This window comes from Paenibacillus sp. RC67, from assembly GCF_030020805.1.
Taxonomy (GTDB): Bacteria; Bacillota; Bacilli; order Paenibacillales; family NBRC-103111; genus Paenibacillus_S.
In genome coordinates this window covers 6160906-6187035 of record NZ_CP125098.1, presented here as the reverse complement: position 1 = coordinate 6187035, position 26130 = coordinate 6160906, and the positions used below count along the sequence as shown (strand labels likewise).

The 26130-nt window shown below is 45.7% G+C and carries 26 protein-coding genes and 1 riboswitch; of the genes, 15 read left to right on the top strand and 11 right to left on the bottom strand.

The features are described 5' to 3' along the window. Positions 1-46 precede the first annotated feature (46 nt). Both QMA13_RS28065 and QMA13_RS28060 read right to left on the bottom strand, forming a co-directional pair. Positions 47-1117, bottom strand: a complete 1071-nt coding sequence (locus QMA13_RS28065; RefSeq protein ID WP_282936970.1) for a ThiF family adenylyltransferase — start codon at positions 1115-1117, stop codon at positions 47-49. A 17-nt stretch (positions 1118-1134) separates the two neighbouring features. After that, positions 1135-1824 (bottom strand): molybdenum cofactor biosynthesis protein MoaE, encoded by a 690-nt coding sequence (locus QMA13_RS28060; RefSeq protein WP_282936969.1) that lies wholly within the window; start codon positions 1822-1824, stop codon positions 1135-1137. 118 nt (positions 1825-1942) lie between these two features. Between QMA13_RS28060 and QMA13_RS28055 the strand changes: the two genes are divergently transcribed. Further along, entirely contained in the window at positions 1943-2398 is a 456-nt protein-coding gene (locus tag QMA13_RS28055) for a molybdopterin-dependent oxidoreductase (RefSeq protein WP_282936968.1), read from the top strand. A 32-nt stretch (positions 2399-2430) separates the two neighbouring features. After that, positions 2431-3867 carry a bifunctional metallophosphatase/5'-nucleotidase gene (locus tag QMA13_RS28050; RefSeq protein WP_282936967.1) on the top strand — a complete coding sequence of 479 codons (1437 nt, stop codon included), beginning with the start codon at positions 2431-2433 and terminating at the stop codon, positions 3865-3867. A gap of 71 nt (positions 3868-3938) precedes the next feature. On the opposite strand, the gene QMA13_RS28045 is transcribed toward QMA13_RS28050, so the two are convergent. Beyond that, complete coding sequence (locus QMA13_RS28045; protein ID WP_282936966.1) at positions 3939-4754, bottom strand: undecaprenyl-diphosphate phosphatase; 816 nt, start codon at positions 4752-4754, stop codon at positions 3939-3941. Between the two features lie 245 nt (positions 4755-4999). On the opposite strand from QMA13_RS28045, the gene QMA13_RS28040 reads away from it, so the two are divergent. The 4 genes from QMA13_RS28040 to ytvI all read left to right on the top strand — a co-directional run bounded on the left by QMA13_RS28040 (position 5000) and on the right by ytvI (position 9853). Continuing rightward, the gene (locus tag QMA13_RS28040) at positions 5000-6094 is read left to right on the top strand and encodes an HD-GYP domain-containing protein (RefSeq protein ID WP_282936965.1); all 1095 of its coding nucleotides are present in this window, start codon (positions 5000-5002) and stop codon (positions 6092-6094) included. A 144-nt stretch (positions 6095-6238) separates the two neighbouring features. Beyond that, positions 6239-7366, top strand: coding sequence for a radical SAM/CxCxxxxC motif protein YfkAB (gene yfkAB / locus QMA13_RS28035; RefSeq protein WP_282936964.1), 1128 nt, complete (start codon positions 6239-6241; stop codon positions 7364-7366). Positions 7367-7438: 72 nt separating this feature from the next. After that, positions 7439-8776 (top strand): hemolysin family protein, encoded by a 1338-nt coding sequence (locus tag QMA13_RS28030; RefSeq protein WP_282936963.1) that lies wholly within the window; start codon positions 7439-7441, stop codon positions 8774-8776. Between the two features lie 30 nt (positions 8777-8806). After that, positions 8807-9853 carry a sporulation integral membrane protein YtvI gene (gene ytvI / locus QMA13_RS28025; protein WP_282936962.1) on the top strand — a complete coding sequence of 349 codons (1047 nt, stop codon included), beginning with the start codon at positions 8807-8809 and terminating at the stop codon, positions 9851-9853. Between the two features lie 314 nt (positions 9854-10167). Here the strand turns inward: ytvI and QMA13_RS28020 are convergent, their stop codons facing one another. After that, positions 10168-10842: a C40 family peptidase gene (locus QMA13_RS28020; protein WP_282936961.1), complete on the bottom strand. Its 675-nt coding sequence runs from the start codon at positions 10840-10842 to the stop codon at positions 10168-10170. 132 nt (positions 10843-10974) lie between these two features. Here QMA13_RS28020 and QMA13_RS28015 point away from each other — a divergent pair, with 132 nt between their 5' ends. Genes QMA13_RS28015 through QMA13_RS28005 form a run of 3 tightly spaced genes read left to right on the top strand, consistent with a single transcriptional unit; the run spans position 10975 to position 12077 of the window. Continuing rightward, entirely contained in the window at positions 10975-11178 is a 204-nt protein-coding gene (locus QMA13_RS28015; protein WP_282936960.1) for a spore coat associated protein CotJA, read from the top strand. A 25-nt stretch (positions 11179-11203) separates the two neighbouring features. Beyond that, on the top strand, positions 11204-11470 hold the full coding sequence (locus tag QMA13_RS28010) for a spore coat protein CotJB (RefSeq protein WP_282936959.1): 267 nt from the start codon (positions 11204-11206) through the stop codon (positions 11468-11470). Between the two features lie 37 nt (positions 11471-11507). After that, positions 11508-12077: a manganese catalase family protein gene (locus tag QMA13_RS28005; RefSeq protein WP_282936958.1), complete on the top strand. Its 570-nt coding sequence runs from the start codon at positions 11508-11510 to the stop codon at positions 12075-12077. Between the two features lie 212 nt (positions 12078-12289). On the opposite strand, the gene QMA13_RS28000 is transcribed toward QMA13_RS28005, so the two are convergent. Beyond that, positions 12290-12457, bottom strand: a complete 168-nt coding sequence (locus QMA13_RS28000; protein WP_481858041.1) for a hypothetical protein — start codon at positions 12455-12457, stop codon at positions 12290-12292. Between the two features lie 749 nt (positions 12458-13206). Here QMA13_RS28000 and QMA13_RS27995 point away from each other — a divergent pair. The 3 genes from QMA13_RS27995 to QMA13_RS27985 all read left to right on the top strand — a co-directional run bounded on the left by QMA13_RS27995 (position 13207) and on the right by QMA13_RS27985 (position 16152). Beyond that, the gene (locus QMA13_RS27995; RefSeq protein ID WP_349254238.1) at positions 13207-14430 is read left to right on the top strand and encodes a chorismate-binding protein; all 1224 of its coding nucleotides are present in this window, start codon (positions 13207-13209) and stop codon (positions 14428-14430) included. Positions 14431-14497: 67 nt separating this feature from the next. Further along, the gene (locus QMA13_RS27990) at positions 14498-15166 is read left to right on the top strand and encodes an HAD family hydrolase (RefSeq protein WP_282936956.1); all 669 of its coding nucleotides are present in this window, start codon (positions 14498-14500) and stop codon (positions 15164-15166) included. 298 nt (positions 15167-15464) lie between these two features. Further along, positions 15465-15598, top strand: a riboswitch (cyclic di-AMP (ydaO/yuaA leader). 5 nt (positions 15599-15603) lie between these two features. Then, a complete protein-coding gene (locus tag QMA13_RS27985) occupies positions 15604-16152 on the top strand; it encodes a C40 family peptidase (protein WP_282936955.1) in 549 nt (182 codons plus the stop codon). Positions 16153-16262: 110 nt separating this feature from the next. On the opposite strand, the gene QMA13_RS27980 is transcribed toward QMA13_RS27985, so the two are convergent. Beyond that, the gene (locus tag QMA13_RS27980; protein ID WP_282936954.1) at positions 16263-17342 is read right to left on the bottom strand and encodes a CapA family protein; all 1080 of its coding nucleotides are present in this window, start codon (positions 17340-17342) and stop codon (positions 16263-16265) included. 251 nt (positions 17343-17593) lie between these two features. On the opposite strand from QMA13_RS27980, the gene QMA13_RS27975 reads away from it, so the two are divergent. Together QMA13_RS27975 and QMA13_RS27970 are read left to right on the top strand one after the other, a co-directional pair. After that, positions 17594-18376, top strand: a complete 783-nt coding sequence (locus QMA13_RS27975) for a YheC/YheD family protein (RefSeq protein WP_282936953.1) — start codon at positions 17594-17596, stop codon at positions 18374-18376. Between the two features lie 138 nt (positions 18377-18514). After that, on the top strand, positions 18515-18991 hold the full coding sequence (locus QMA13_RS27970; protein ID WP_282936952.1) for a succinylglutamate desuccinylase/aspartoacylase family protein: 477 nt from the start codon (positions 18515-18517) through the stop codon (positions 18989-18991). Between the two features lie 307 nt (positions 18992-19298). On the opposite strand, the gene QMA13_RS27965 is transcribed toward QMA13_RS27970, so the two are convergent. From QMA13_RS27965 to QMA13_RS27955, 3 genes are all read right to left on the bottom strand, one after another. Then, positions 19299-20345, bottom strand: coding sequence for a C40 family peptidase (locus QMA13_RS27965; RefSeq protein WP_282936951.1), 1047 nt, complete (start codon positions 20343-20345; stop codon positions 19299-19301). Positions 20346-20662: 317 nt separating this feature from the next. Then, positions 20663-21319 (bottom strand): YheC/YheD family protein, encoded by a 657-nt coding sequence (locus QMA13_RS27960; RefSeq protein ID WP_349254237.1) that lies wholly within the window; start codon positions 21317-21319, stop codon positions 20663-20665. After that, the gene (locus QMA13_RS27955) at positions 21307-21711 is read right to left on the bottom strand and encodes a hypothetical protein (protein WP_282936949.1); all 405 of its coding nucleotides are present in this window, start codon (positions 21709-21711) and stop codon (positions 21307-21309) included. The genes QMA13_RS27960 and QMA13_RS27955 overlap by 13 nt, the downstream gene beginning before the upstream one ends. Before the next feature lie 246 nt (positions 21712-21957). On the opposite strand from QMA13_RS27955, the gene QMA13_RS27950 reads away from it, so the two are divergent. Then, positions 21958-23325 carry a YheC/YheD family endospore coat-associated protein gene (locus QMA13_RS27950; RefSeq protein WP_282936948.1) on the top strand — a complete coding sequence of 456 codons (1368 nt, stop codon included), beginning with the start codon at positions 21958-21960 and terminating at the stop codon, positions 23323-23325. A gap of 196 nt (positions 23326-23521) precedes the next feature. Here QMA13_RS27950 and QMA13_RS27945 read toward each other — a convergent pair whose 3' ends face one another. Both QMA13_RS27945 and QMA13_RS27940 read right to left on the bottom strand, forming a co-directional pair. Beyond that, a complete protein-coding gene (locus QMA13_RS27945; protein WP_282943605.1) occupies positions 23522-24679 on the bottom strand; it encodes a YheC/YheD family endospore coat-associated protein in 1158 nt (385 codons plus the stop codon). A 6-nt stretch (positions 24680-24685) separates the two neighbouring features. Further along, positions 24686-26050 (bottom strand): YheC/YheD family endospore coat-associated protein, encoded by a 1365-nt coding sequence (locus QMA13_RS27940; protein ID WP_282936947.1) that lies wholly within the window; start codon positions 26048-26050, stop codon positions 24686-24688. Positions 26051-26130: the final 80 nt, after the last annotated feature.

The following is a 26130-nucleotide window of genomic DNA, read 5'->3' as shown; positions in this document are numbered from 1 at the left end:
GAGCATTTTGTCACATAAAAGGGAGAAACAGCGAAAAAACTCAGAACTACATTCCTATATACCGACTATATAGGCTCTTGGCCATCACGGGATCATCTGTACCTTGAACGATTAGCCGGCCATCGGAAAACAAAATCAAAGTCAAAGCATCGTTAGGATAAAATTTTAATAAGAACGGATTGAGCTCCACGTGTCCCAGAGGACGCCACTTATCTGCCCAATCGGCCAAGACGAAGGAAGCGGGGCTTACCGGTTGAATTTGAACCGAATTCCGTCCGCATAAGTTCTGGATCGTATCTTCCTCTGCCTCCTGCTGTAAATACTCATAGTGGCCATGCCCACAAGCGGGACAATCCGATTTACGAGCTTTACTCACATCTACAGCGGCGTGCTGGTTGTACCATAAGTCCCAATGAACCATTTTGCGGTTCAGATTGGCAGTAGCACCAACGAGCAGCTTGAAGGCCTCTGTTGCTTGATGAGAAGCGACTGTATGAATAATAGGCCCGATAACCCCTGCAGTGTCGCATGTTTCTGTCGTTCCTTGGGCGGGCGCCTGCCCAAACATGCAGCGAAGGCAGGGTGTTTCACCTGGGATGACAGTCATGGACACACCGCGAGAGCTGACCGCACCACCATAAATCCATGGGATGTTGTGCTTTAAGCTTACATCATTGAGAAGAAAGCGTACGGCGAAGTTGTCCGTACCATCCAGAATCAAATCAACGTCGGCAAGCAGCGACTCGGCATTGGCAGGATGGAGGTCAGCAACGACGGGCTCAATGGTGACCAGCGAATTAGCCTGTTGAAGCCTTTTGGCTGCTGCCATCGCTTTAGGCTCTGAGGATGCTGCGTCAGCCTCGTCGTAGAGCATTTGGCGCTGCAGGTTGCTCGCTTCAACGAAATCCCGGTCAATGAGGCGCACGAAGCCAACACCGGCACGAACCATGTGATTGGCCAGCACCGTTCCGAGTGCGCCCGTGCCTACAATCGCTACACGGGATTGCATCAGCTTCGACTGCCCCTGCTCTCCAATCGGCGCAAACAATAGCTGGCGTGAATATCGCTGTGCAGCAGCAGCTGTTAGGGATTCGTTGTTCTGATCGTTAGTATTCATCGATGCGTTTCTCTCCTTTATACTAAGGGGTTCCAGGGCCCCAACTGATGTCCTTTCCATTCGGAGCCGTCTTCCCATATTTCTTTTTTCCAGATGGGTACAATCTGCTTAAGTCGTTCGATAGCGTACCGGCTGGCTTCATAAACGGCCTCACGGTGTGGGGAAGACACGGCTATCACGACGCTGATCTCACCGATATCTACCTTCCCGAGCCGGTGGGTTATGGCACATAGTGTACCGTTCCACTGTTCGTGAATTTCAGCAGTGATTTGTTTCATTGTTTTGAGAGCCATTGGTTCGTAAGCGGAATATTCAAGCAGGCAAGTTTTTTTGCCATGGGTCCATTCCCTTGTTGTTCCTGTAAAGGTCAGTGCAGCCCCGTGATCCGGATGCAGCACTTTAGCGGTAACCGTCTCGATAGAGATCGGATCGTAGGTTATTTCGACAAGCTGCAGTTGTCCTCCCGAGACAGGAGGAATGATTGCAATCTCATCCTGTTCATCAATTAATTGATCATCTGGCGCATAGCTGTGATTAACGGCTACGAAAGCTCGAGCCAATGATTGGGCGGCTTCAGGATGCTTGTCCATCAGCCATTGTTTTAAAAGAGCAGGTGTCAAAGCGGCATCAGATTCCCAATCTATTGAAATAAGGGAGCTGCCCAGCTGCTCCGCCAAGCCTGCAAAAACGAATAGTTGCAGCTTCATCTAAATCACTCCCATGGTTTTATTAACAGCATACCATAAGATAACGAGATAGTGATATAATAGAAGGGTTTCGTGTACATATAAAGGTTATCCTTTAGGGAAGCTGGAGGGGTATTGAATGAATATTACCGTATATGATGAAATAGGTGGAACGGAGCAATGTACCGTAATGGAAATGAGCTCTCTGGCCCCTAACCATATACCACTCAAAGAGCGAGTTCCTGGAGTAGAGGGGCAGGCTTTTGAATTGAAATCCTGGTATGATGCCTGGATGAACAAGCGCCAGGTTAAAACGGATCGTGAGCCTGTTTATATGAACGTAGAGGCAGTCGATGAGTTTCAAGCAACGATACCTTGGGAGCAGTTGAATCAGGCCGTGTTTCTGTATGAGCAGGACGGCAAACCGCTGCAAAAAGGTTTCCCGATTCGGCTTTATGTGCCGGATGGAAGCAGTGAATGCTTGAATGTGAAAAGTGTAGTCTCTATTCGATTTGAATACGGCGAAGCGGTTAATGAAGCATCCTACGGGTTTAAGAATAGGGTGAGTATAGAAGAACTAAGGCTTAACAAATAGATGGATAAGGCTCTAAAAGGAGGGGCTGCTGAATGAACTCACCCCATTTGCGGCTTAGAATTGTTCATTCGAACGATATTCACAGCCATTACGAGCAAATGCCCCATATCGCTGCTGTAGTTGAGGAGCTTCGCGCTTCGGCAGGAGAAGAGCATACACTGACACTGGATATTGGTGATCATTTGGACCGTATGCGACCGGAGACGGAAGCGAGCGTCGGCAGCTATAATCTGGATGTCATAGCTGCCACGGGATATGATGCGATTACGATCGGCAACAATGAAGGTTTGACGTTTACAAAAGAGGCGCTGGCTGACCTATATAGCAAACATCCGGAAATCAAGGTGCTTTGCAGTAATTTGCTGGATACGGCAACCGGGGAAATTCCAGCTTGGGCATCTCCCTATCACATTATTGTTAAAGGCAGCATCAAGGTTGGATTGATCGGGGTGACAGCTTATTATGAGGAATTTTACAGGCTGCTTGGCTGGACTATTCTAGAGCCTATCGACGTTGTCCATCAGTGGGTTGAGAAGGTTCGTCCTAAGGTAGACGTGCTCATTCTGATGTCCCATCTCGGGCTGAAGACGGATGAAAGAATCGCCCAGGAAATTCCCGGAATCGATGTCATTTTAGGAGGTCACAGTCATCATCTACTTGAACAGCCTTTGCGCATAGAAAACACGCTTGTATGCGGCGCTGGCAAATTCGGTCAATATGTTGGGGTAGTCGATGTACAACTAGACGCAAATACCCGCAAGCTGACACAGATGGAAGGATACGTCCGTAAAATGGAAGCGGAGCCTTATGACACAAAACTTGCAGCAGAGATAAAGAGATTCGGGATCGAGGCGAAGCAGACGCTCAATCGAGAGGCGGCATATTTGGAGGAATCGCTTTCTGTTCATTGGTATCGGGAGGCACCTCTTGGCAATATGCTTGCTGCAGCACTTAGGCGCTGGACGGGCTCAGATATCGGTCTGGTGAATGCGGGACAATTTCTAGAGGGCCTGGAGCAAGGAACGGTTACGGTGGGGCGGCTGCTAGAAATATGCCCATCACCTATAAATCCGTGTCAAATAATACTCACCGGTGAACAAATCATTCAAGCGCTCGAAGAATCGCTTCTTCCAGAGTTTATGGAGAAGCCTATTTACGGCTTTGGATTTCGCTGTAAAGTACTCGGAATGCTCAACATCGATGGTATAAAGGTAGAGTACAACGCGGCTGGACCTGCACTCTCCAAAATACGTCAGGTTTGGGTCGGAGAAGAGCTGCTTGATCTTGGTCGAGGTTATAGGGTAGGTACGGTGGATATGTTTTCTTTTGGGATCGGCTATTTATCGCTATCCAAAGGAACTAATGTACAGTATTTCTTGCCGGAGTTTTTGCGGGATATTATGCAAAAGGAGCTTCATAATAAAGAGGCAATCGCAGCGGGGTACAGCAAACGTTGGTTTGCCTTCTAGCAGAGGAATATTAAAAAGACTGTTGGAGCTTTTAAATGGCTCCAACAGTCTTTTTTCATCCCGTGATTGGCTTAAGCTAAGTAAAGATACAATGCAAAAACAGCAGCTAGTACAAAACGATAATAAGCAAAATATGTGAGCTTAATTCTAGAAACTAGTTTAATAAAGGTTACGACGGCAAGTAATGCTACAATGAACGATACAACGAACCCTACTGCAAAAAATCCGATAAGGTCGGGTGTAAGCAATTTGTAAGCCTTCAGTAAAGACAAACCGGAGGCCGCGAACATAAGCGGAATCGCTAATATAAATGTAAAATCGGCTGAAGCACCCCGGCTGACACCGGACAGCATACCCCCGGCAATTGTCGCACCAGAACGAGAGAAGCCTGGCCATACTACGGCCAATATTTGATATAAGCCGATATACAGTGCTTGTTTATACGTAATGTCATCGAGCTCTTGTGCCGGTTTAGGAGTAGATGATTTTTCAGCTATGATAAACAGGATTCCCCCGACGATAAGACTTAAAATTACGGTTTTCGGAGAGAATAGATGTTCTTCGATCCAGTTATTAACCAGCAAACCTACAATACCTGCAGGCAAAATACCGATCAAGATGTGGATTAAGTTCAGTTTCTTTTTACCTATACGACTCGGGTCTTTTTTCAGTCCAAAAAGAAGCAGAATCCGGTTCCAGTAAATGACGACCACGGCCAGAATGGCTCCAAGCTGAATAACAACCTCGAACGTTTTCATTATAGCATCGTCTTCAGGTATACCCATCAATGCTTGCGTTAAAATCAGATGCCCGGTAGAGGATACGGGTAAAAACTCGGTTAGCCCTTCAACAATCCCCATAATAATCGAAACCCAATAACTTAACATAATTGCCTCCTACTTTGTTTGTGCGAACCTACTCTATTTTAGCTTGTAAACAGATGTCCTACAATACCAACTTGGACTATGAGAGTAATCTTAATATTTCTTTAACCAAACAGAAGAAAAATATGAAAGAAAAGAACGAAAAAAGGCTGAAAATATGTCGAAATATGTTGCTCTTTTTCGAGGAATCCTTTACTCTAGGCATAGAACATATCTTTACTATTATAGAAAGAAGACGTGGTTTAATCATGCGTTTGCTTCCGCTGAATATGGTTCGCCCTGGCATGAAGCTCGGGAGAAGGATTTATAATGAAGAAGGACTGACCCTTCTCGGGGAACGTGTCGAATTATCGCATAAACTGATCCAGCGGTTGAGCGAACATGGTATTGACTTCATATATATAGATGATCCTAGAACGAATGATGTTATGATTCCAGATATGATTAGTGAAGAAACGAGGTTCAAAGCGACTTCCGAAATTCGCTCTTCTTTTCGAAGCATGATGGAAGCTTCCGTGAAGCAGAAAACGTCTAGCGATAAGCGTCTTGGAAAAACGTTCGGCAATGTTATGAAAATGATTATTGACGATCTAAGCGGCCATGAAGACGCGATGATCATGTTGACGAATATCAGCGTGATGGATGATTATTTGTTTCAGCATTCTTTGAACGTGTGCATTTATACGACGCTGCTCGGAATGGCCTATGGATACAATCGCGATGATTTGACTACTCTTGGATTAGGTGCGCTTCTACATGATATAGGCAAAACCCAAATTCCTCTCGAGCTGCTCCGCAAAAACGGCAAGCTGACCGATAACGAGTTTTCTTGGGTTAAGAAGCATACCGAGTATGGCTTCCAGCTGCTGAAGGAAGAGCCGAATATTTCTTTGGTTACGGCGCACTGTGCGTTTCAGCATCATGAAAGGCTGGATGGAAGCGGGTATCCTCGTGGGATTGAAGGCAAAGACATTCACGATTACGCTCGATGGATCGGACTGGTTGATTCCTATGACGCGATGACGACTCACCGGGTATACCGCAAAGCACTGCTGCCTCATCAGGCTATGGAAATATTGTATGCAGGAACGGACACGTTGTATGAAAAGAAAAAAATCGAATGGTTCCGAGATCATATAGCGATCTATCCGATAGGGATCACGGTGACTCTGAACACAGGAGAAACAGGGACCGTTGTCGGCCTTAACAAAATGGTTCCTCATCGACCTATTGTTCGAATTTTGAAGGATGAAGAGGGTCAGGAGTTGAAAGCTCCTTTTGATATCGATTTGTCCGTGAAATTATCGATTATGATAACTGGAGTCAATGAGGATCTAGGCTAGCCATCATACATACGTCAGATGAAACCCGGAGCCCCGGGTTTTTTTCATGAAAAAGTGGGAATTGCTTCGTTTAGTTTCATTTTCGTGCGTCATACGATACAATAGGTGGTAAAAATACTTTATACAGTCAGGTGTGAACTCAACATGATAATAGATAAACTGAACCCCGTTCTACCGGAAATAACACCCGAGTACGATCCTTGGGATCCGATTCGTTCTTTGCAAAAGCATGGAAAGCACATGCTCACTAGCGTAGAACTTACGGTAACCAATTTGTGCAATATGAGGTGTGAGCATTGTGCGGTGGGAGAGACGTTAACCATGACGGAAGGCCCACGAATTCCGGTGGCTAAGGTGCTGCAGCGTCTGGATCAAGTAGAGCATCTGGAGACCATAAGCATCACCGGCGGGGAGCCAAGCTATCATGAAGCGACGGTGAGGGATTATATCGTTCCGATTTTGAAATATGCGCGTGAACGGGGGGTAAGATCACAAATCAATTCCAACCTTACCTTGAGCTTGTCCCGTTATGAAATGCTCGCTCCTTATTTGGACGTTATGCATATTTCCTTCAACTATTTGAATGCCGATGATTTCCATCAAGTAGGCTTTGTTCGTACAGACCGGACGGTTACGCAGAATACAGCGGCCAAGATGTATGAGCGGATGATTGAAAACACTATAGAGCTGAGTCGTGGTGGCATGTTCGTATCGGCTGAATCGATGATCAATTATCGAACGCATGAGAAGCTGACCGACATTCATAAACTGATTGTAGAGATGGGCTGCCGTCGCCATGAGGTGCATCCGATGTACCCTAGCTCATTTGCGTCGAACTTGCCGGTACTATCGCTGGAGCATTTTCGCAGTGCCATTCACAACCTGCTGGACAATCGCGACCGTAATTTGTGGATGCTGTTCGGGACGCTGCCCTACTACGCTTGCAATACGAACGAGGAAGATCAGCGCATGATTCGAAGACTTCGGGAAGAACCTAATGTAACGGTACGCAACGACCCCGATGGACGCAACCGATTGAACGTGAATTTGTTCACAGGAGACGTATACGTAACGGACTTCTCCGATGTTCCTGCTCTCGGCAATATCCATACGGATACCTTGGAGCAAGTATTCGGAAGATGGGACGATCATCCCTTGAACGGTTCTGTCAACTGTCATTGTCCTGCTGCCCAATGCTGCGGACCCAACCTTTTGGTTGTTGATACGTATTATAAGGAAATAGACTTTAAGAATCGTAAAGCAGTTGTCTAATTATCGGAGCCTTGATTGGATTACCACAGGATATACAGTTTGATCATCACACAAAAAGGAGTTTGAGGTTCCTTGGGATTTGATTGGGGTTTGATCGCGCTTAATATCGTATTGGTACTTCTGTTGGTTCTGTTAAACGGATTTTTCGTCGCTGCCGAATTTTCTCTCGTCAAGGTTCGCACAACAAGGCTGCAGCAGCTGCATAACGAAGGGGTCGGGAAAGCCAAGTATGCTCTTGCCGTGACGAAAAAGCTGGATGCTTATTTATCCGCAACACAGCTTGGCATCACATTGGCATCCCTAGGACTAGGCTGGCTCGGTGAGCCGGCGATTTCCCATCTGATAGTTGATCCGTTGTTTGCGCTGCTCCATTGGGATAAAGCTTGGTACAGCTCGGCGCTGTCCGTATTTATCGGGTTTGCCACCATTACGTTCCTGCATATTGTGTTAGGTGAGCTTGCGCCCAAATCGCTGGCCATTCAAAAATCGGAAGCAGCATCTTTGTGGTTATCCGGCCCTTTGCTCGTGTTCCATAAAATATTTTTTCCAGCCATTTGGCTGCTGAATGGCGCGGCCAACCGTATGCTTCGTCTCATAGGCGTTCAGCCTGCAAACGAACATGATGCAGTTCACACGGAGGAAGAAATAAGGATTCTCATGAACCAGAGTGCCAGCAGTGGACATATTGATAAAGATGAAATGGCACTGTTTGATAATATATTCGAATTCTCCGATCGGGTAGCACGGGAGATTATGCTGCCGCGCACCGATATGGAATGCTTATTCGCGAATCTATCCTTTGCGGAGAATTTAAAAACGGTTTACCGAACGAAGCATACGCGTTACCCTGTGGCGAATCACGACAAGGATACGATAATTGGATTTGTGCACATCACCGATCTTTTAACGGCAGACCCGGATGAAGATCACGATCTTCAGTCGTTCATTCGCCCAGTGCTGATGGTGCCGGAATCGATGGAGATCAGCCATGTTTTGAAGCTTATGCAAAAAAAGCATTCGCAGCTTGTCATTATCGTGGATGAATATGGAGGCACCGCAGGGTTATTGACAACGGAAGATATATTGGAGGAGATTGTGGGTGAAATCCACGATGAATTCGACGAAAACGAACGTCCAAGCATCGAGAAGAAGGGCAATCAATATTCAGTAGACGGTCGAGTGCTGCTTGAGGACTTGGATGACCTGCTTTCGCTGGGGATTGAAGACAATGAGGTGGATTCGATTGGAGGATGGCTGTTCACCGAGCTTGAAGGAGCAGTATCCAAGGGGAAAAAGCTTCAGCATGGAAATTTTGAATTTGAAATAACCGAGGTACGCCGCCTGCGTATTATGAGAGTGACTATAACCCGCATAGAGCAAGCAAGTAAGCCAACAGATACTCAAGAATAATAATAAAGGGTAAAGGGGAACTGCCCATTTATGTCTCTGAGGACGATTCTGTTTTGCTCCATAGGGGTTGTATTGCTCTATGGATTGTTTACCATTGGATTTCCATTTCTGCTTGCCATGCTCATAGCCATTTTTTTAGAGCCTGTTGTGCAATGGCTGATGAAGCTGGGGAGAATGAACAGGGTGTTTGCGGCTTCGATTGCCTGCACCTTGTTTACAGGTTTACTGCTCGGATTTTTCTTCTTGGTAGGATTCAAAATGGTGTCGGAGCTCATTCAGTTCTGGAAGTATGCTCCTGATTACTTAAATGATGCAAAGCTGTTTATCGATGACACGACAGAGAAGACGCGATTGTTCTACAACTCGCTACCTTCTGGTATGGCAGAGCAGCTTCAGGGCTGGATCGAAACAGGGATCAATACCGTTACGGATAATATTAAAGGGATCGTGACGGCGGTATCAACGTATTTTCTCAATGTCGCCAAAACGATTCCGAACTTATTCATTTTCTTCGTCGTATTTGTCATCGGCTTGTACTTGATCTCGATAGGCTTGCCTAGTGTGTATCGTTCGTTCTTGAATTTGTTCGATAAACTCTCGCAATCGAAAGTGATCGCTGTACTTAAGGATTTGCGCCGAGCGGTTCTGGGATTTTTGTTCGCGCAGGTGTTAATCAGTTTTCTCACTTACATAGTTACCTTAATCGGTCTTCTCTTCCTGCGTGTGGACTATCCGCTCGCCGTTGCGCTCTTGATTGTTGTCGTTGATATTCTCCCTATTCTCGGAACGAGTGCGGTATTGGTACCTTGGGCGCTATACAGCTTCATGGCGGGGAATGTGCATTTGGGAATTGGGCTGTTGGTTCTGCTTGTGTTTATCATGATATTCCGCAAGCTGATTGAACCTAAAATTATCGGTGATGCTGTTGGCATTAATGCTCTGGCTGCACTAATGAGCATGTATGTAGGCTTCAAATTAATCGGTGTTATCGGTCTTATTTTTGGTCCTGTTCTTATCATTGTGTACCAAGCGCTGCGTAGAGTCGGACTATTGAAAATTAATATTAAATTGGACTAATTATGCGCTACGGCTCACGTATCGATGTGCTCGGCAGAGTGAAAAAGGGAGGTCTTTGACGGACCTTCCCAGAGTGTCGCGAAGCCTGTAAAACTTGAAATATGGCTAATATACTCCAGTGGGATATGCCCCTCCAGCCGCTGTTGAAATCCATGAATTTGATTAGAATTTAGCGGTAAATTCATGGATTTCAAAGGCGGACGTAAACTCCTCCGAGGCATACCCCACTTCCCTATACAGCATATTTCCGGATAAATAGGTTTCTCAACAGACTAGGAAGGTCTTAACGGACCTTCCTTTTTCATTTCGAAGTTTTAATAAAAGCGCCGTGCCCCCATATATTTGGGTCCCCAGTAGCTGTTATCCAGCTTTTGAATGTATACACCCGCAGAGCGAGTCGCGGAGATGAATTCCCCATTGCCGGTATAAATCCCTGCATGGGATATTGCGTCTGGATCATTAAGTGCAAAGAATACCCAATCACCCGGCTGCAGGCTTGCCCTGGCTATACTTGTCCCCATGGTGGCCATGACGGAAGAAGAAGTGCGATTGAATGAAACGCCAAATTTATTGTACATGAAGTAAATGAAGCCGGAGCAGTCGAAGCCGTCAGGGGTAGCACCACCCCAAACATAAGAAACCCTCATATAATTCGAGGCATCTGCTACAATTTGACGTTTTACGAGAGCATGGGATATGGCGGTTTGTGTGGATGAATCGACAGCTCCGGATACAGGCAGACTGTAAGCTTTTTGAAAATCACGTACGGCTTGCGCCGTAATCGATCCAAAATAAGCGGTGTTAATCGGATATGTAAAATATCCTAAAGTTTTGAGGTTGCTCTGCAAAGCTCCGACATTGCTGCCAGACATTCCTTGCGAAAGAACGGAAGAGACTGCTGCGTAGACTTGCTCACCGCCAGGAAGCGGTAAAATCGAGGAGATACCAATGAGTGCGGCTGTCAAACTTGCTGCAAGCGTTTTCTTCAAAAACAATTCAACTCCCTCTCCCCCTGAATTACGGGGTTTGATGAATTTGTTCCCATTTTATACTCATAATGGACAAGGAGACAATGTATAAATATTGGTAGTAGATTTTCTCATTAGAGGAGGAATCTGATCATGTTTACACAGGAGAAAGTATGGTGTCCGTATATTGGTCCTTGTGACCCATGTCCCCCTATAAGGGAGAAGGTTTATTCCACGCCGCCCCAGTTGTATATACAGTTCCAGCCCCCCAATCTCCCACAATGGTCTCCCAAAGAGGCGCTGAGGATGGGAACGCTGTGGCCCGCGCTCTATAGCCCGTATGAACCAAGATTATAGGCTGGAAAGGAGAGGAGGCTCATCTATGGAGGAGAAACGAATGCCGGTGCTTTATTACTCTATGCTGGAGGAGCTCCAGGCCATTGATTTCGTTCTGGTGGAGCTAACCTTGTATCTCGACACACATCCGCTCGACAGCAACGCTCTCCATCAATATAACGAATGTGCTCATCAGCGCATGCATTTGGCTCATCAGTTTGAACGTGAGTTCGGTCCTCTGAAAAGCTTTGGTCAGAGCTTCTCGGGATATCCATGGCAGTGGATCGATACGCCGTGGCCTTGGCAGGTTTAATCGTCTCGGAGTCAAACGAAGGGAGAGGAGCATTGAAATGTGGATTTATGAGAAAAAACTGCAGTACCCTGTCAAGGTAAGCAAGTGCGATCCTCGTATGGCTAAGCTCTTGCTGGAGCAATATGGCGGGGCGGACGGAGAGCTTGCAGCGGCACTGCGTTACATGAATCAACGTTATTCGATTCCTGACAAAATTATCGGCTTGCTGACGGATATATCTACCGAGGAATTTGCCCATCTGGAAATGATTGCGACCATGGTGTATAAGCTTACGAAAGACGCTACGGTTGAGCAAATAAAAGCGGCGGGTTTGGACCCACACTATGTAAGTCATGACAATGCTTTATTTTATGAGAACGCATCAGGTGTCCCTTGGACCGCAGCTTATATTCAAGCGAAAGGAGATCCAATCGCCGATTTATACGAGGATATAGCGGCGGAGGAGAAGGCCAGAGCAACGTATCAATGGCTTATTGATATGACGGACGATGTGGACCTGCAGGATGGGCTGAAGTATTTACGAGAGCGAGAGATTGTCCACTCGTTAAGGTTCCGGGAAGCAGTTGAGATATTAAAATCGGAGCGCGGAGCAAAGAAAGTGTTTTAAGTAGGAGACGATCGGCATGAATAAATAACGAAAAGCATCCCGATAAAACGCCGCTGTGGGTTTTGGGATGCTTTTTTATTTGGTTTCTTAATGAAATTAGGACTTGTGGGATTTGGAACGATTTCCTCTATGACCCCCATGACCACCATACCAGAAATGGGCTTTTGTAACAAAAAAAGAGGAGCAGCCCGCGGCCGCCCCAATCCCACATTTTATTTTGAAAAATAATATACGATAGCGGCAACGATTAGAATAATGATGATGATCCAGGTAATGGTGCCGGCTTTGGAGCCGGTTTTTTGGTCAGGCGGGGGAGCTGCTTGCTCGCTTGTGCTCAAAAACGTCCCGCAATACTTGCAGACAATGTCTCCTTCACTCATCTTTTCATTGCACTTTGAACAAAATTTCACCATTTGCACCACCCGCAATCTGATGGGATTTTGTTTTAAATGAGAGCCGCTTCTTTACATATGTATGGCTCAGCCGCGGTTCCATCCATATCCAAAAGAGAATGATATGAATTCATATCATCTTGACCATAGATACATCATCCAGTCCTTTTGGATATAGCATTGACAGATGGAGATTATTGGAACTATGATGTTTCCAAGGTCTCTTTGTAGAAAGGGCCTTGAGATGAGTAGAGTTGAGCCGTAATTGAGATCAGAGATGAGAAAAGTTGAGCTGAGCCCACTTGTATTGGTCTATTTGACCATACCTTCTTCCTCTCTGTTCTCTTCTTACCCAAAAGGAGGAGAACTATGAGCATTCCCTTTAAGCAATCCCCGCAAGCGACCACCTATGTAACCGAAGGAAAATTAAATGTGACGAGAAGAAGCATCCCCGTTGATTCCAATCAAGCGCTGCAAGGTATAATTGCTAGAATCGACCAACACCAAGGCGCTCTGTTTAGCAGCGGCTATGAGTTTCCAGGCCGGTATTCCCGATGGGATGTTGGATTCCTTAACCCTCCTCTAGAGCTGCGTTCCATGTCTAACAGATTTGAGCTTAAAGCTTTGAATTCGCGCGGAGAGCTGCTACTGGACTTTATATTCTCACATCTCAACAGGATGAAGAGTGTAATGCTTCATAGGGGAAATACCCTAATAACAGGGAGTATTGAGTCTTTATCCGAGCCGGAATTTGTACTGGAGGAAAATCGGACGAAGCAGCCGACTCGCCGCTGGAAGACGCCGATCAGGTTCGAAAGCTTCTTAATTCAGCCAAGGACGAAGCGGAGCTTACGATGTGTACGGACGTGGATCGCAATGACAAGTCACGTATATGTGAGCCGGGAACTGTTCAAGTTATCGGCCGCAGGCAGCTGGAAATGTATTCTCATTTAATCCATACGGTGGATCATATCGAAGGAACACTTGCCGAGCCATTTGACGCTTTGGATGCTTTTATGACGCATATGTGGGCCGTAACGGTTACGGGTGCCCCGAAACGGGCAGCTATTCAGTGGATTGAGAACCACGAGGATTCACCGCGCGGCTGGTATGGAGGGGCAGTAGGATTTTATACATTTAATGGTCACTTGAATACAGGGCTCACACTGCGGACCATGAAGATAGCCGAAGGAAGAGCAGAGGTCCGAGTCGGAGCCACACTGCTGTACGATTCTGATCCGATGGAAGAAGAGCAGGAAATTTTGACGAAGGGAGCAGCTCTCTTTCAGACTATCCGCGGCTCCGTTATTACATGGGAGCCTTCTGCAACCATGGAGCGAGAACAGCCAGGTGCAGGCAAACGGGTCCTGGTTATCGATCATGAAGATTCGTTTGTTCATACACTGGCCTCTTATTTCCGACAAACCGGAGCTCAGGTGATGACGGTGAGATGGAACTATGCCCACAAGCTGCTGGAGCAGCCTCAAGAGCAGTTTGATTGTATTATTTTATCGCCAGGACCGGGTCGTCCCGCTGATTTCAGAATGGTCAGGACGCTTGATATGTGCGTAGCACGGAAAGTGCCAATCCTAGGCGTTTGTCTTGGACTGCAGGGGCTGGTCGAGTATTATGGAGGAACACTTCAAGTGTTGAGTGTCCCTCAGCATGGGAAGTCATCGGTTGTGAATCTTACTCAGCCAAGCTTGTTATGGAATGGGATACAAGACCATTTTCAAGTGGGGCGCTATCATTCGCTTTATGCCGCAGATGTACCTGATTGTCTCAAAGTCACTGCCATTTCTGAGGATGGGATAGTGATGGCGGTTGAGCATAAGCAGGCGCCTTTATATGCCGTTCAATTTCATCCCGAATCGATACTGAGCTTGAAGGGAGAAGCAGGCTACCAGATAATCCGTAATTTTTTGTCTGCAAACCCTGCAATCAGCCAAAATGCACAGTGAGATTCGTTTGACATTGGACCTAAATCATGTTTGTATAAAAGAAAAAATCATTCGGAGGAGTTAACCAATGAGATCGACCTTACCAAAGCCGGAGGCGATGATTTTTGATTTGGACGGTACTTTGTTCCAAACGGAAACGCTGCTGCTGCCGGCATATCACGCAACATTCGATGAGCTTCGGGCTGAAGGTGCCTATGAGGGAGCTACACCACCGGAGAGTGAAATTTTAGGCAGTTTAGGTATGCTTCTTGAACATATTTGGCAGCGGGTCATGCCGGACGTAGATGTCCAGGTACACCGCAGAGCCGACGAATTGCTGCTGGATTATCAAATTCAGGGCTTGCTTCGCGGCGATGGGAAGCTATATGAAGGTGTTGCCGAAACCTTATCCACTTTGCGAGCTCAAGGAATCCGATTGTTTGTAGCAAGCAATGGATTGGAGTCTTATGTCAAGGGTGTAGTCCTACATAAAGAGCTGGGGCCTTTATTCGAAGGCTTATACAGTGCAGGGGAATATCAGACCCGTTCCAAAGTGGATCTTGTACAGATGCTGCTTGAAACTTACAATGTAAAATCGGCCTGGATGGTAGGGGATCGTTCCTCGGATGTGGAAGCTGGTCGGGAAAACGGATTAACCGTCATCGGATGCGATTATGCGGGCTTCCGTAAAGAGGGAGAACTTGAAGACGCAGATGTTCGAATTGGCAGCTTTAATGAATTGTTGGCACTACTGTAATCTCAAATTAAAACAAACAGCCATTTCCGAAAAGGTTGCACTTTTGGCTGTCAAATGTATTGGTAATAGCTGGGGGGCCGAAATATCGGTTTCCCTTTTTTTACTTTTAAAGGCTCTTTTATCGCGGTTTAATCCTGATCAAGATGAAATATTTTACATACATCCACTTTTATTGGATAAGCAGGTGTGCTGATGGAATATTTTGCACCATGAAATGCCCTAGTAGCCCATGCTACACTGAAGTGGCTCAAAAAACCAATACAAGTGTTTTCGTAGCTTGCTGGTTATAAGCAAAAAAATATATTAAAGGCCGAAGCTTAATAGAAAGCACGGGGGAACCAAATTTCTGGGGTGAAGCCGCGTAAGCGGTAGGGTGATTGACCTTTGACCCGAATCCGTCAGCTAACCTCGTAGGCCGCGAAAAGGAGAGGTTTGTATTGAAACGTTTGATGAAGATTGTTTTGACAAGTGCCCTGGCTCTTAGTCCTGTGATAGGGGTTAGCGCAGCTTCAGCTGCTCCAGCAGCCACTAACATTACGAGCACAAAGGCATCTACATTATCTGTAGCAGCCAAAAGAGATAAGGTTGTTCAAACGGCACTGTCTCTGCAAGGCAAAGTCCAGTATGTACCTTGGACACAGCGTCAAGAAGCTCACGCTCCATATAAAACGGACTGCTCCGGCTTCACCGCGCTTGTTTACAAACTAGCAAATATCGGCGTTACTCTCGTTGATAGAGACGATGATCATCAAGCTCAAGTAGGGCAGAAGATCACTTCTTATAGCAATTTGCAAAAAGGCGACTTGATTTTCTTCGGTAACATGGGCAGCTCGAAAAGCTTGAAAGACGTAGGTCATGTAGGTATTTATATTGGCAACGGAAAAATGATTCACAACATCAACAGCAAATCCGATGTTAAAATTACGGATCTTAATTCCAGCTATTACAAAAGCAGATTTATGTTTGCTAGAAGAGTAATTAAATAATACGACGCTAACCTTAATCTATTATGAATAGATTATAAGAATTACCTTCCAAGCTTTACAGACCGGTTGACGGTCAGCTTGGAAGGTATTTTTATTTTGCAGTCCGTATATTAAAGAATTTTGAAATCGGAATGGTTTTGGTATCTTGGAATATGCCTCTTTAAATGCTGAACCATTTTCGACATTCGCTCACTTTCGCCTCCGGTGCGGGTCGCTTGTTTTTCCACTGTACTTAACAACGGAACCACTCGAAAAGCGGTTCGTCCTCCAACCTTGATTCTGCGAACCCAGGTAGGAATGAAATCTGCGCTCATAATCTGCACTCTTCCGTCATCATGCTTACGGATATGAAGACGGTTAATAAGCCCTGTTAATGTATGATCGTTTCCATATAAACGTGTGGAAATGAAATTGCCGAGGGAGAAGGAGGCGTATCTCTTTTTCTTGATTCCATTCACATCCTTGGATTCGTAGAAAAGGGATGGCTGAATGACATGAGAATGTGCGCCCAAAATAATATCTGCCCCATGCTTGAATAATAAGCGGAAATACTTCTTTTGTTCTTCGTTAGGATATTTGCTGTATTCTCTGCCGAAGTGCATACATACGATGACGAGATCCACGGACTTGGCTTTTAGCCTACGGATGTCGGCAATGATTTTACTAGGTTGAATCCTATTGACGGACCAGGTTTGATCGGAAGGCACAGGAATCCGATTTGTCGTTTTAGTATAGGATAAAATGCCGATTTTGATTCCTTTTACGTTTTTAATTAAAAATTGCTGAGAGTCTTTGTGCGTCAGGTAAGTGCCTGTATGAGACAACCCTTTGGAATCAAGCACCTTCAAGGTTCGTTTAAGTCCGCTGATCCCGCAATCCATACAATGATTGTTAGCCGTTGTCAGAACGTCAAAGCCGAGCTTTTTTAAAGTGCTTGCGAACGAATCAGGGCAATTGAACAGTGGCCATCCGGTCTTAGGGCTCCTTTTAGATACGGAGTAACCGATCTCCGAACCGGAAAATGTCGTTTCAAGATTGCCGATTGTTAAATCAGCGTCGCGCAGATAAGAGGCAACAGGTTCAAATATCTCGTCAAAGGAATAACGCTTATCTCCAGCTTTGGCAGTGCCAATAATTCTATATTTCATTAAAAAATCTCCGACCGCGGCGATCGTAATGTCCGTACTCATGACCCATCTCCGTTTCTGTTGAAATAATCGTCTGCTGGGCCCTCCGAAAGCTTGGAACCGCATAATATCATATGAGCATGGAACTAGTCCCGCTTTACATGAGCGCGCCCAAATTTGCATGGCCATCCGTTGTGTCCAAATGGTTGAACAGGCGAGGTACTCTTTCTCTAATAGCGGAATAGTATAGTAACGTCTTATCATTGTTATTTAAAAGCGTTCACCGCTGTTATTCACACGGAGGAGATCCTACAGTGAAAGGAAATTTGCTTAAGTACCCCGGGAGAAAATGGTTAAAGCACGAGGCGCTTTGGAGTGAAGAGGAGATTCGCTCCGTATTACCGGAGACAGAACAATTCGCAACGGACACCTTCACACAAATGATCGAACGGCATACGGTCCTTTTTCTCAAGCCGGACCTTGGAATGAGGGGACAAGGCATTATAAAGGTTTCACGAGAAGAAGGTGGCGCCTGTATGGTCCAGACAGCCACAAAGACGTATCGACATCGTAATGTAAAATTAGCCTCCCAAAAGCTGAAGCAGTTGATCGGGAGCAAAAGCTATATCGTGCAGCAGGGCATCGACTTGATTCGTATTAAAGGAAAACCGGTTGATTTTCGAGTTTTGCTTCATATCAGGCCCAACAAGAAGTGGAGATTTTTTGGTATTATGGGAAAAGTGGCGGCCAAAAATAGGTTCGTAACGAACCATAGCAGCGGGGGTAAGCCTATTCGGCTGCATCAGGCTCTTTTATCTACGTTCCATGTATCGAAGCAGGACATCACCGAATGGGATGGTCGGATCAGGGCGTTATCCGATAAAATTGCCAAAGCTATGAAGATGCATTATCCGAACATTACCGAGCTGGGGTTGGATATTGCGATCGATACTAATCAACAAATTTGGCTGCTCGAAGCCAATACCAAACCTCAATACCAATTGTTTAGATATCATGCCAATTCTCACCTATATGACAAAATCGAAACTTCCGTCCACATTCTCAGAGCCTCAGCACTGACGAAAATGATCCGCTGACCCATGTATAGACAGAACGTTACCCGAATGAAGCCACCAAAGAAGAAAGCTCTCTTCGTCGTGAACCGACAAGGAGAGCTTTACTTATGTTTTTTTAACTTATATGTTATTTTAGAATTATCCGGGAGGTGACGCAGAGTGCAAATCACTAAACATCTATTGGATAAGAACACCAAGTTCGAGACTCCCTATTTTATTATCCATGGAGATTATAAAGGTAGTACGGTTATGGTGACGGCAGGTGTCCACGGGACGGAAAGGGCAGGAATTCTCTCGGCAAAAAAACTGTTGAAATGGATTCAAAGTAGAGTTATTCATATCTATAGCGGTAAGCTGATTGTCATTCCTACCGTCAATCAGATTGCTGTTAAGCGGCATTTAAGGGGTATTCCTGATTTAAATCGAACGTTTCCGTCTCCTCGTGCCAAAGCGGCTCGTCACCCGCTTTCAAGAGCGGTATTTCAATTAGCCAAGCGGCAGCAGCCAGGATGGTATATTGATCTGCATAAAGCGAACGGATTATCCAAGATAAATCCCAGATCTCTTGGTCAAACGTTGATTACTAATCCGGGTAGTCAAGCATCCCTGCTGCTAAACGAGTCATTCATCATATGAACGTTTCGATTCCACATAGATCAAGGCACTTCTCCATCCTAGTACGCCGATTACGAGGGTCGGGCCGATCAGCCGCATATCACCTCCTAAAAGCAAAAGCCATTACCGTAGAAACCGGAATAGGTCTTCCCATAAAGGATCGTGTTGACTATCAATTGAGAATATTAAGCAGCATTTTGAAAGATGCCGGATTGACGGGGGCTAGAACAAAAGCTCAGTCTTAATAAATAAAGCGCCGCTTGATCGTAAGCGGCGCTGAAATGTTTATACTATGAAATGATGGGATTAGTGCTATAGCATGAAACGGCTATTCTTTTATAACTTTTGTGTATTTGGTGTTGGTTGTTATGTAGACTGTCTTGCCATTCCATTTCACTTGATACCAGTATTGATTCGCTTGTTTGATCAATTCTGCTTTTTGTCCTAATTCCAAACGACCTACCGTAGCGGAGCTAGAGCTTGCAGAAGCTTTAAAGGACACCCACCCGTTATTCGTGACAACGTACTGCTTTTTCTGTGCATCTGGCTTTTCAGTTGGCGGCTTTTGTCCAGAGCCTGAGTTGGAACCGGAGTTAGAGCCTGAATTAGAACCAGAGTTAGAACCAGAATTGGAATTCCATGCTGGAATAGGCTTTTGAGGCGGCAGGACGTACGAGCTTGGAATTACTGGAGCGCTGACCGTACGTCCTGCCATTCCAGTGAAGCCGGAATCAGGTATAACGCGTCTTGCAGAATGGAAGTTTTCACCCCACCAGTAGGACCAGCTATCTATGGTGCCAAGGCCTGTCGGATTGCCGTCATCGCGTGTTCCGAGCACTACCGGCTGGCCATCGCGATTTGTACCCATGTAAATGGCAACGTGAGAAATATGGTCTGTCACCTGCCAGGTTAGAATATCGCCGATTCGCAAGTTTTCAATGCCAGTTAACTGCCATTTTCCATTCACTTTCTTCTTGCCAACGCCTGCGACCTTGGTTCCAACGGAATCATAATTAGCAGAAGTTCCTGTGATATTGTAGCCGAAATCACCGTATACGAGACGAGTGAAGCCGGAGCAGTCTTCATAGCCGTATTTTCCATAAGCATCTGTACCGTGGCCGTATACAAAGTATCCATTTTCCATATACCAAATAGCTCTGTCAACGATTTGGTATGCAAGAGAACCCGATACATTGGAATACTTGCTGCGGAAATCCGCTACGTTGTACAATTCATCTTTTACATAGCTGTCTGCCTTAATATACTTGTTGTACTTGGCAATGGCTTCGGAAGTGGTGTAACTTGCGTTAGCGGAAGCTATTCCCGTAATTCCCAAGGACATTGCTAGCGTTAAACAAATAATTCTTTTCTTCAATGATTACCATCTCCTTATCTCAGTTGCATAACCTCACCTGATATGGGTTACTTAACCATAATAACAAGGAATGATGGACGGTTTCACTGGTAGTTATAGCCAAGCTAGCTACAACTTCTTTTAATTGGAATAAATATGTCCGGAAAATGTGCTGGGAATGGGGGTGGTTCTTCTCATAAAAGGGCTTCGTTTCCTATTGTGGCGCTGGTTTAGCATTACTTATTTTACCCCGTAGTGATATATTTCTGGAAAAAGTATTGTAATATTTTGCCGGAATTATTGCCGTCTTCATTAGCTCAAAAACGAAAAAAATGAAATCAATCAGCGCTTTTTTTCAGCAAATGGCGTGCGTTTTGGAAAGGAATCCGGAAGCTCCGCTCCCATGCCTTTTTACCGTAGACCTGCCTCATGATCATTCTCCCCGGTTTAATGTTAACCTCAAGCAGCCAAAGCCTGCCGCTCGAATCTACGGCAAGATCGATTCTTAGCTCTGATAAACGAGTATGATACGATTTTTCCATAAAAGGCGGGATATACTGTGCTATCTCGGCGACAGAGCTCGTAAGAGCGTTACCTTTCTCGCTATCGAATTCCCTTTTCAAATAATTGCTTACCTGGTGAGCGCTGCCGCCGCTTTTTATATTAGATGTAATTTTGCCTTGCTTTGCTTGACGGACGGCGGTTCCTGTGGTTTGCCATTGGTCCTCCCCGTTTTTTTGCACAAGCGCACGGATATCATAGACATGTCCGCTACGGTTTCGGATGTCGATCCATTTTTGCATGAGATGATGGCCGTTTTTCAACACTTGTCGAATAAAAGAGCCGAGAGCGCTGGTAGGCAAGCTCTTCGTCGGTACTCCGTTCTGCTGAACGATAAATCGGTTTTTATCCAGAGTGACTCTTATAATTCCTTTTCCGCCCCAGCCATTAATCGGCTTTAACATAATACTTCGATGCGCATTTAAAAATTGGATGAATTCCTGTGCTGTTTTACTTGCTTGGTCGGCAGGAGATAAGGCTCAAGAAACGAGGAGCGAACAAGATGACTCTGAATTTTGCATTTGTTGCCTAATCCATAGGCGGTAAAGCAAAGCTGCTTGTTATTTTTTACAAGGCTTGCTTTTCTAAGCGATGATTCGGGATAGAAGCCAAGGTCCAAATTAATCTTGGGATATGCAGTGCGCTGTCGGGACCAAGCTCCATTTTGAAATACATAACCGTGGATCTGCCTAGTCGTTAGGTTCACTTCCTGCGGTGTATACACAATCACTCCACTGAAATTTTCCGCTAAAGCCGTTCTGGCATGCCGCTCAAAGCTACGTGGATGATGGATCCGGTGTGTCATGATGCCGAGAATATTGTTCATATAGAGGCCCTCCCGTCTCTCCAAAATAATAGAACCTCATACTAGGATATGAACAGGGCATTCATCTCGCTGTAGATATTCGCCTAATTTTGTGGGAGAGAGTCAGGTCATCTTTTTATCTTTAACGTTTAGGCAGTTTCTTTTCACCAAGGGGTAAATGCCCACATATGATGAAGTAGTTCGTTTGTAATTGTTCCAAGCATATTGCTGTCACGATGGCAAGACGATGCTGGGAAGGGGTTTCTCATGATAAGAACAAAAGTAAAGGTGCAAATTCAAAGCTCCGGCGTTTCTGCGGACGGTTCGACTCTCAAGCTCAGCGAAGCTATAGCAAAGAAATGGAAGATTCCCTTTCAAACTCCACTGAAATTATGCTTCGGAACGGGCAGACAGGAGGTGACAGTCTTACCATCATCACAAGCCGGCGTCCTGCAAATTAGCACTTCGCTTGCTTCTAAATGGAATTTGTCGGCCAATGACAGTTTATGTCTTCGTTACAAGCCGAGTTCGCGTGCGATTTATATCGGTCCGCTTATCGGGGTTATGGTCAGCACTGTATTTCCCAACATGCCAGATAAGCCATTTGGTGTCAACACGGCATTTTGCCGTGAGCTGACTGAAACATGTCAAAAATACGGGGCAGCCGTCTTTTTTTGCACGCCTAAAGACATGCAGGGTCAAAGCGATATGATAAGAGGCTGGCACTACACGAACAAATGGGTAAAATCGAGCTTCCCGATTCCGGATGTGATTTATAACCGGTTAACCTCAAGAAAGACAGAGAACAAGGCCAATGTTCAGGATTTCATTAAGCATGCGAAAACTCGCAAAGATCTCGTATTTTTCAATGAAAAATACTTAAACAAAATGGAAGTGTTCGATGCGCTAAAAAAGGAAACGGGACTAAGCGTCTATTTGCCGGAATCCTATTTGCTCCGTAATGTTTCGATACTGAAAACGATGTGCAGTAATCATTCCGTTGTATTCCTCAAGCCGGTCGGAGGGAGCTTGGGCAAAGGGATTATTCGCATCAACCGGAGTACGGGCGATTCTTACTCTTGTTATTTCACGAGCAAGAGCGGGGTTCGCAAAAAAACATTTACTAACCTAAATGATCTGTATGACAGCCTAACTGAAAAAGCGAAGAAAACACGCTATCAAATTCAACAAGGAATTAATCTTCTTACCGTGAACGGCAGACCGGTCGATTTCAGGGCGCTCGTGCAGCGTGGAGAAACGGGCAATTGGGGTGTGACCTCCATTGTGGCGAGAATTGCCGGAGATCATCAATACGTATCCAATTTAGCACGAGGAGGCTCCCTGAGTACGGTTAAAGATGCGATAGCACGCTCTGGCAACCCTAATGCCTCCGGCGGAAATTCTAAACTGAGGCGGGCCGCATTGAAGATTGCTAAAGGGATCGAGACGCAGGTACCAGGGCATTTTGCCGAGCTGGGTATCGATCTTGCACTGGATTCTCAAGGTCGGGTATGGCTAATCGAAGTCAACTCTAAGCCGTCAAAAGACGATAACGCACCGCTATCGGTGGAGGGCAAAATCCGTCCATCCGTTAGAAAGTTTGTACAGTATGCCCGATATTCAGCCAAATTTTAACGGGTATGCATAAGAATTTTGATAACCCGAAGCTGCAGAATGACAATGAAAAGGATCGCCTTCTCACCTGGATAGATACAGGCAGAGAGCGATCCTTCCTTTCGTTAATGGCGCCTCAACAGATGAAGACCCCGTCTTAGAAAGAAGGGGTCTTTCGTCTTATGCTCGTTTGAGAGCAGTCTTTTCAATTCTTGTTTTATCTGGTTTTGGTAGAAGGGCTATACGTTCTTTTACGCTTCGCTGCGGTTTTGGATAGATGAACGCTGTATAAGATCAGGTTATCCAACGATTTTTGACGGATATGAGGCTCGTCGAACTTCATCGGCTTGGAATTGGCTTCAAAGAACCAGATTTGGCCGGTCGTATCGACCCCAAGGTCCATCGACATTTCCCCAAGCATCGTTTGGCTCGCTTTCTCAATTTGTTTGGCTAAGATCAGCGCCGATTTTTTGGCCCTCCTTAATATTTTTTTGCTGACCGTAGGGCCGAAGCCAGCATCGAGCAGCTTGGCTGGATCATCAATCGAACCGCCTCTTGGGACATGAGTCGTTATACTCAGCTTTCCTGCAAGCCTAGCTCCGATACCGGCAATGCTCCATTGGCCCTTGTTGTTCTTCTGAACGAGCACCCTAAGATCGAACGGACGATGCTTATAGTTAGCCAATGTGATTCCCTGCTGTATGATGTAATCCTTATTGCCTATCGCTTCACGAATTTGAGTCCACAGCTGGGGAACGTTAGAGTAGCGGGATATATGGCTTTTTGTTTTATTTTGAATGCTTAGCTGGTATCGGCGGGTCTTCGCTGTTTTTTCCGGGATTTGGCTTACCTTCATAATGCCTTTGCCTGCTTTGCCGCGTATCGGTTTCAGATACAGGTTTTGATGCTTCTGCAGCAGTTGCTCCAAATCTTCGCTTGTCGTCAGCTTTTCAGTTGCAGGAATTAAGGTTTGAGTGTGTTTGGATTTATTTAGCCATTCAAATAACGTCCACTTATTGAAAAAGGTTGGATTGAATAAATGGATTTTTCCATGTCTCATACATACTTGAAGCACCTGCTGCACCTCAGGGAGCAGCTCGAATTTGCGATATGGAATCCTATTATAGATCACGTGGGGGAGCGGGAGCAGCTGTTTTTTCCACTTTTTCGTTTGAAAGTTATAAGAGTAGCCAATCGCTTTTTTGCCGACCAGCTTGAAGTCGGATGTGGTCATTACATAAACCAATACGCCTTTTTCCTCACCTGTACGGATCAGATCGATAAAATTTTCCTGATTTCCGCGAAAAACCCGGTTTTCATCGGCATAAGTGAGAATGGCCATCGTCGGCTTCTGCGGGCCTTCGTGTAATTCAATCTCCACTCAGGTATCCCTCCTTGCTCGAAATCGGCTCAGGTATAGGCAGTATTCGTGAATATATTGCAGCGCTGCTTTACCTTCTCCTTTGAGGGCGGGATGCTTAAAGATGGACCGCCCAGGCTTAGAGTTGGCCTCGAACATCCATATGCGTTCGTTTTGGTCGATACCTATATCAAATCCCAGCTCACCCAGGGTATGCTGACTTTTTTGCTCAATGGCTTCGGCCAGTTGAATAGCTGTATCTTTGGCGCTGGATAATACTTGGTTGGCGCGGCTGTTGAAGATTTGCTTCAGCACCTGCTCCGGAGTGAACAGCTGCCCTCCGGTCCGCACATGGGTCGTCACGCTGCCTTTTCCTGCTTTTTTGGCTCCGATCCCGGCGACTACCCATTGGTTGTTAATGTTCTTGGTCAGGTGGAAGCGAAAATCAATAGGGCAGTTATCGATTTCAATCAAGCGGATCCCCTGCTGTGCGACATATTGATTTAACCGGCCGCTGTTACGGTTAAGCAGCGACATCAAGGAATCGAATTTGCTGAAGCGCAGCAGCACGTTTTTGTCTCCGCGCCGGAAGCGGGCGTAATATCCGCGTTTGGGGTTGTAGGTGAGCCGGTAAATACCGATCCCGAGACTTCCTGCGGTTGGTTTCAGATAGATGAATTTGTGCTTATCCAGCATCTCCTTGATTTGGTTGGCAGAAGGATTGATGTGTGATTCCGGTACATACTTGAACGCATCAGTATCTTCCAATAAGTTGTAAATGTCCCATTTATCGAAAAATGCCCAGTTGAATAGCGGGATACCGCGTTTAACAAAACGCTGCTTGAATGCGTTCATCGACGGCAGCTTCTCGGACTTCCGACTTGGCAGCCGATTGTAGACGACATCGGGCAAGGGGATTGTTTTGCGGTACCAGCCGCCTTCCTTACGCTGGAACGTGCCTGTAACGGTTTCTTGGGACCAGTTTACATCATTGGGAGAGAAGCCGAAATAAAATGAGTTGTCTGAGCCGACCCGCATGAATTGGCGTATAAATTCCGTTCGCTGCCCGAATGGGGCACCGGTTGGAGATACGCTGGTCAAGACCCCTATTAAAGGGCCTAAGCGAATATCTTTGCCGTTGGTGCACATAACCATACTGCTGCCCAGCCGGGGAATTCGCAGCTGAGACATGATGGACATAGGTACATACAAATGGTTGCCCGTTTTTTTCAAAAGCTTGAAACCTGCGGAGGCGCTTTTATTTCCTAGAAGCAGGGTTACGGATTTAGTTTTCGCCAGCTTGAGGGTTCTCGCCAATTCACTAGTCAAGTAGATGACTTTTTCCTGTCTCTGTGTCACATGAATCGTGCAAGTTGTCAAACTCATGGTTTTCCTCCTAAGAGCTTTGCGTTAGCAAAGCTGTCTTCGTAAGCAGTGGCTGAGCTTTGCGTTAGCATAACTATTTT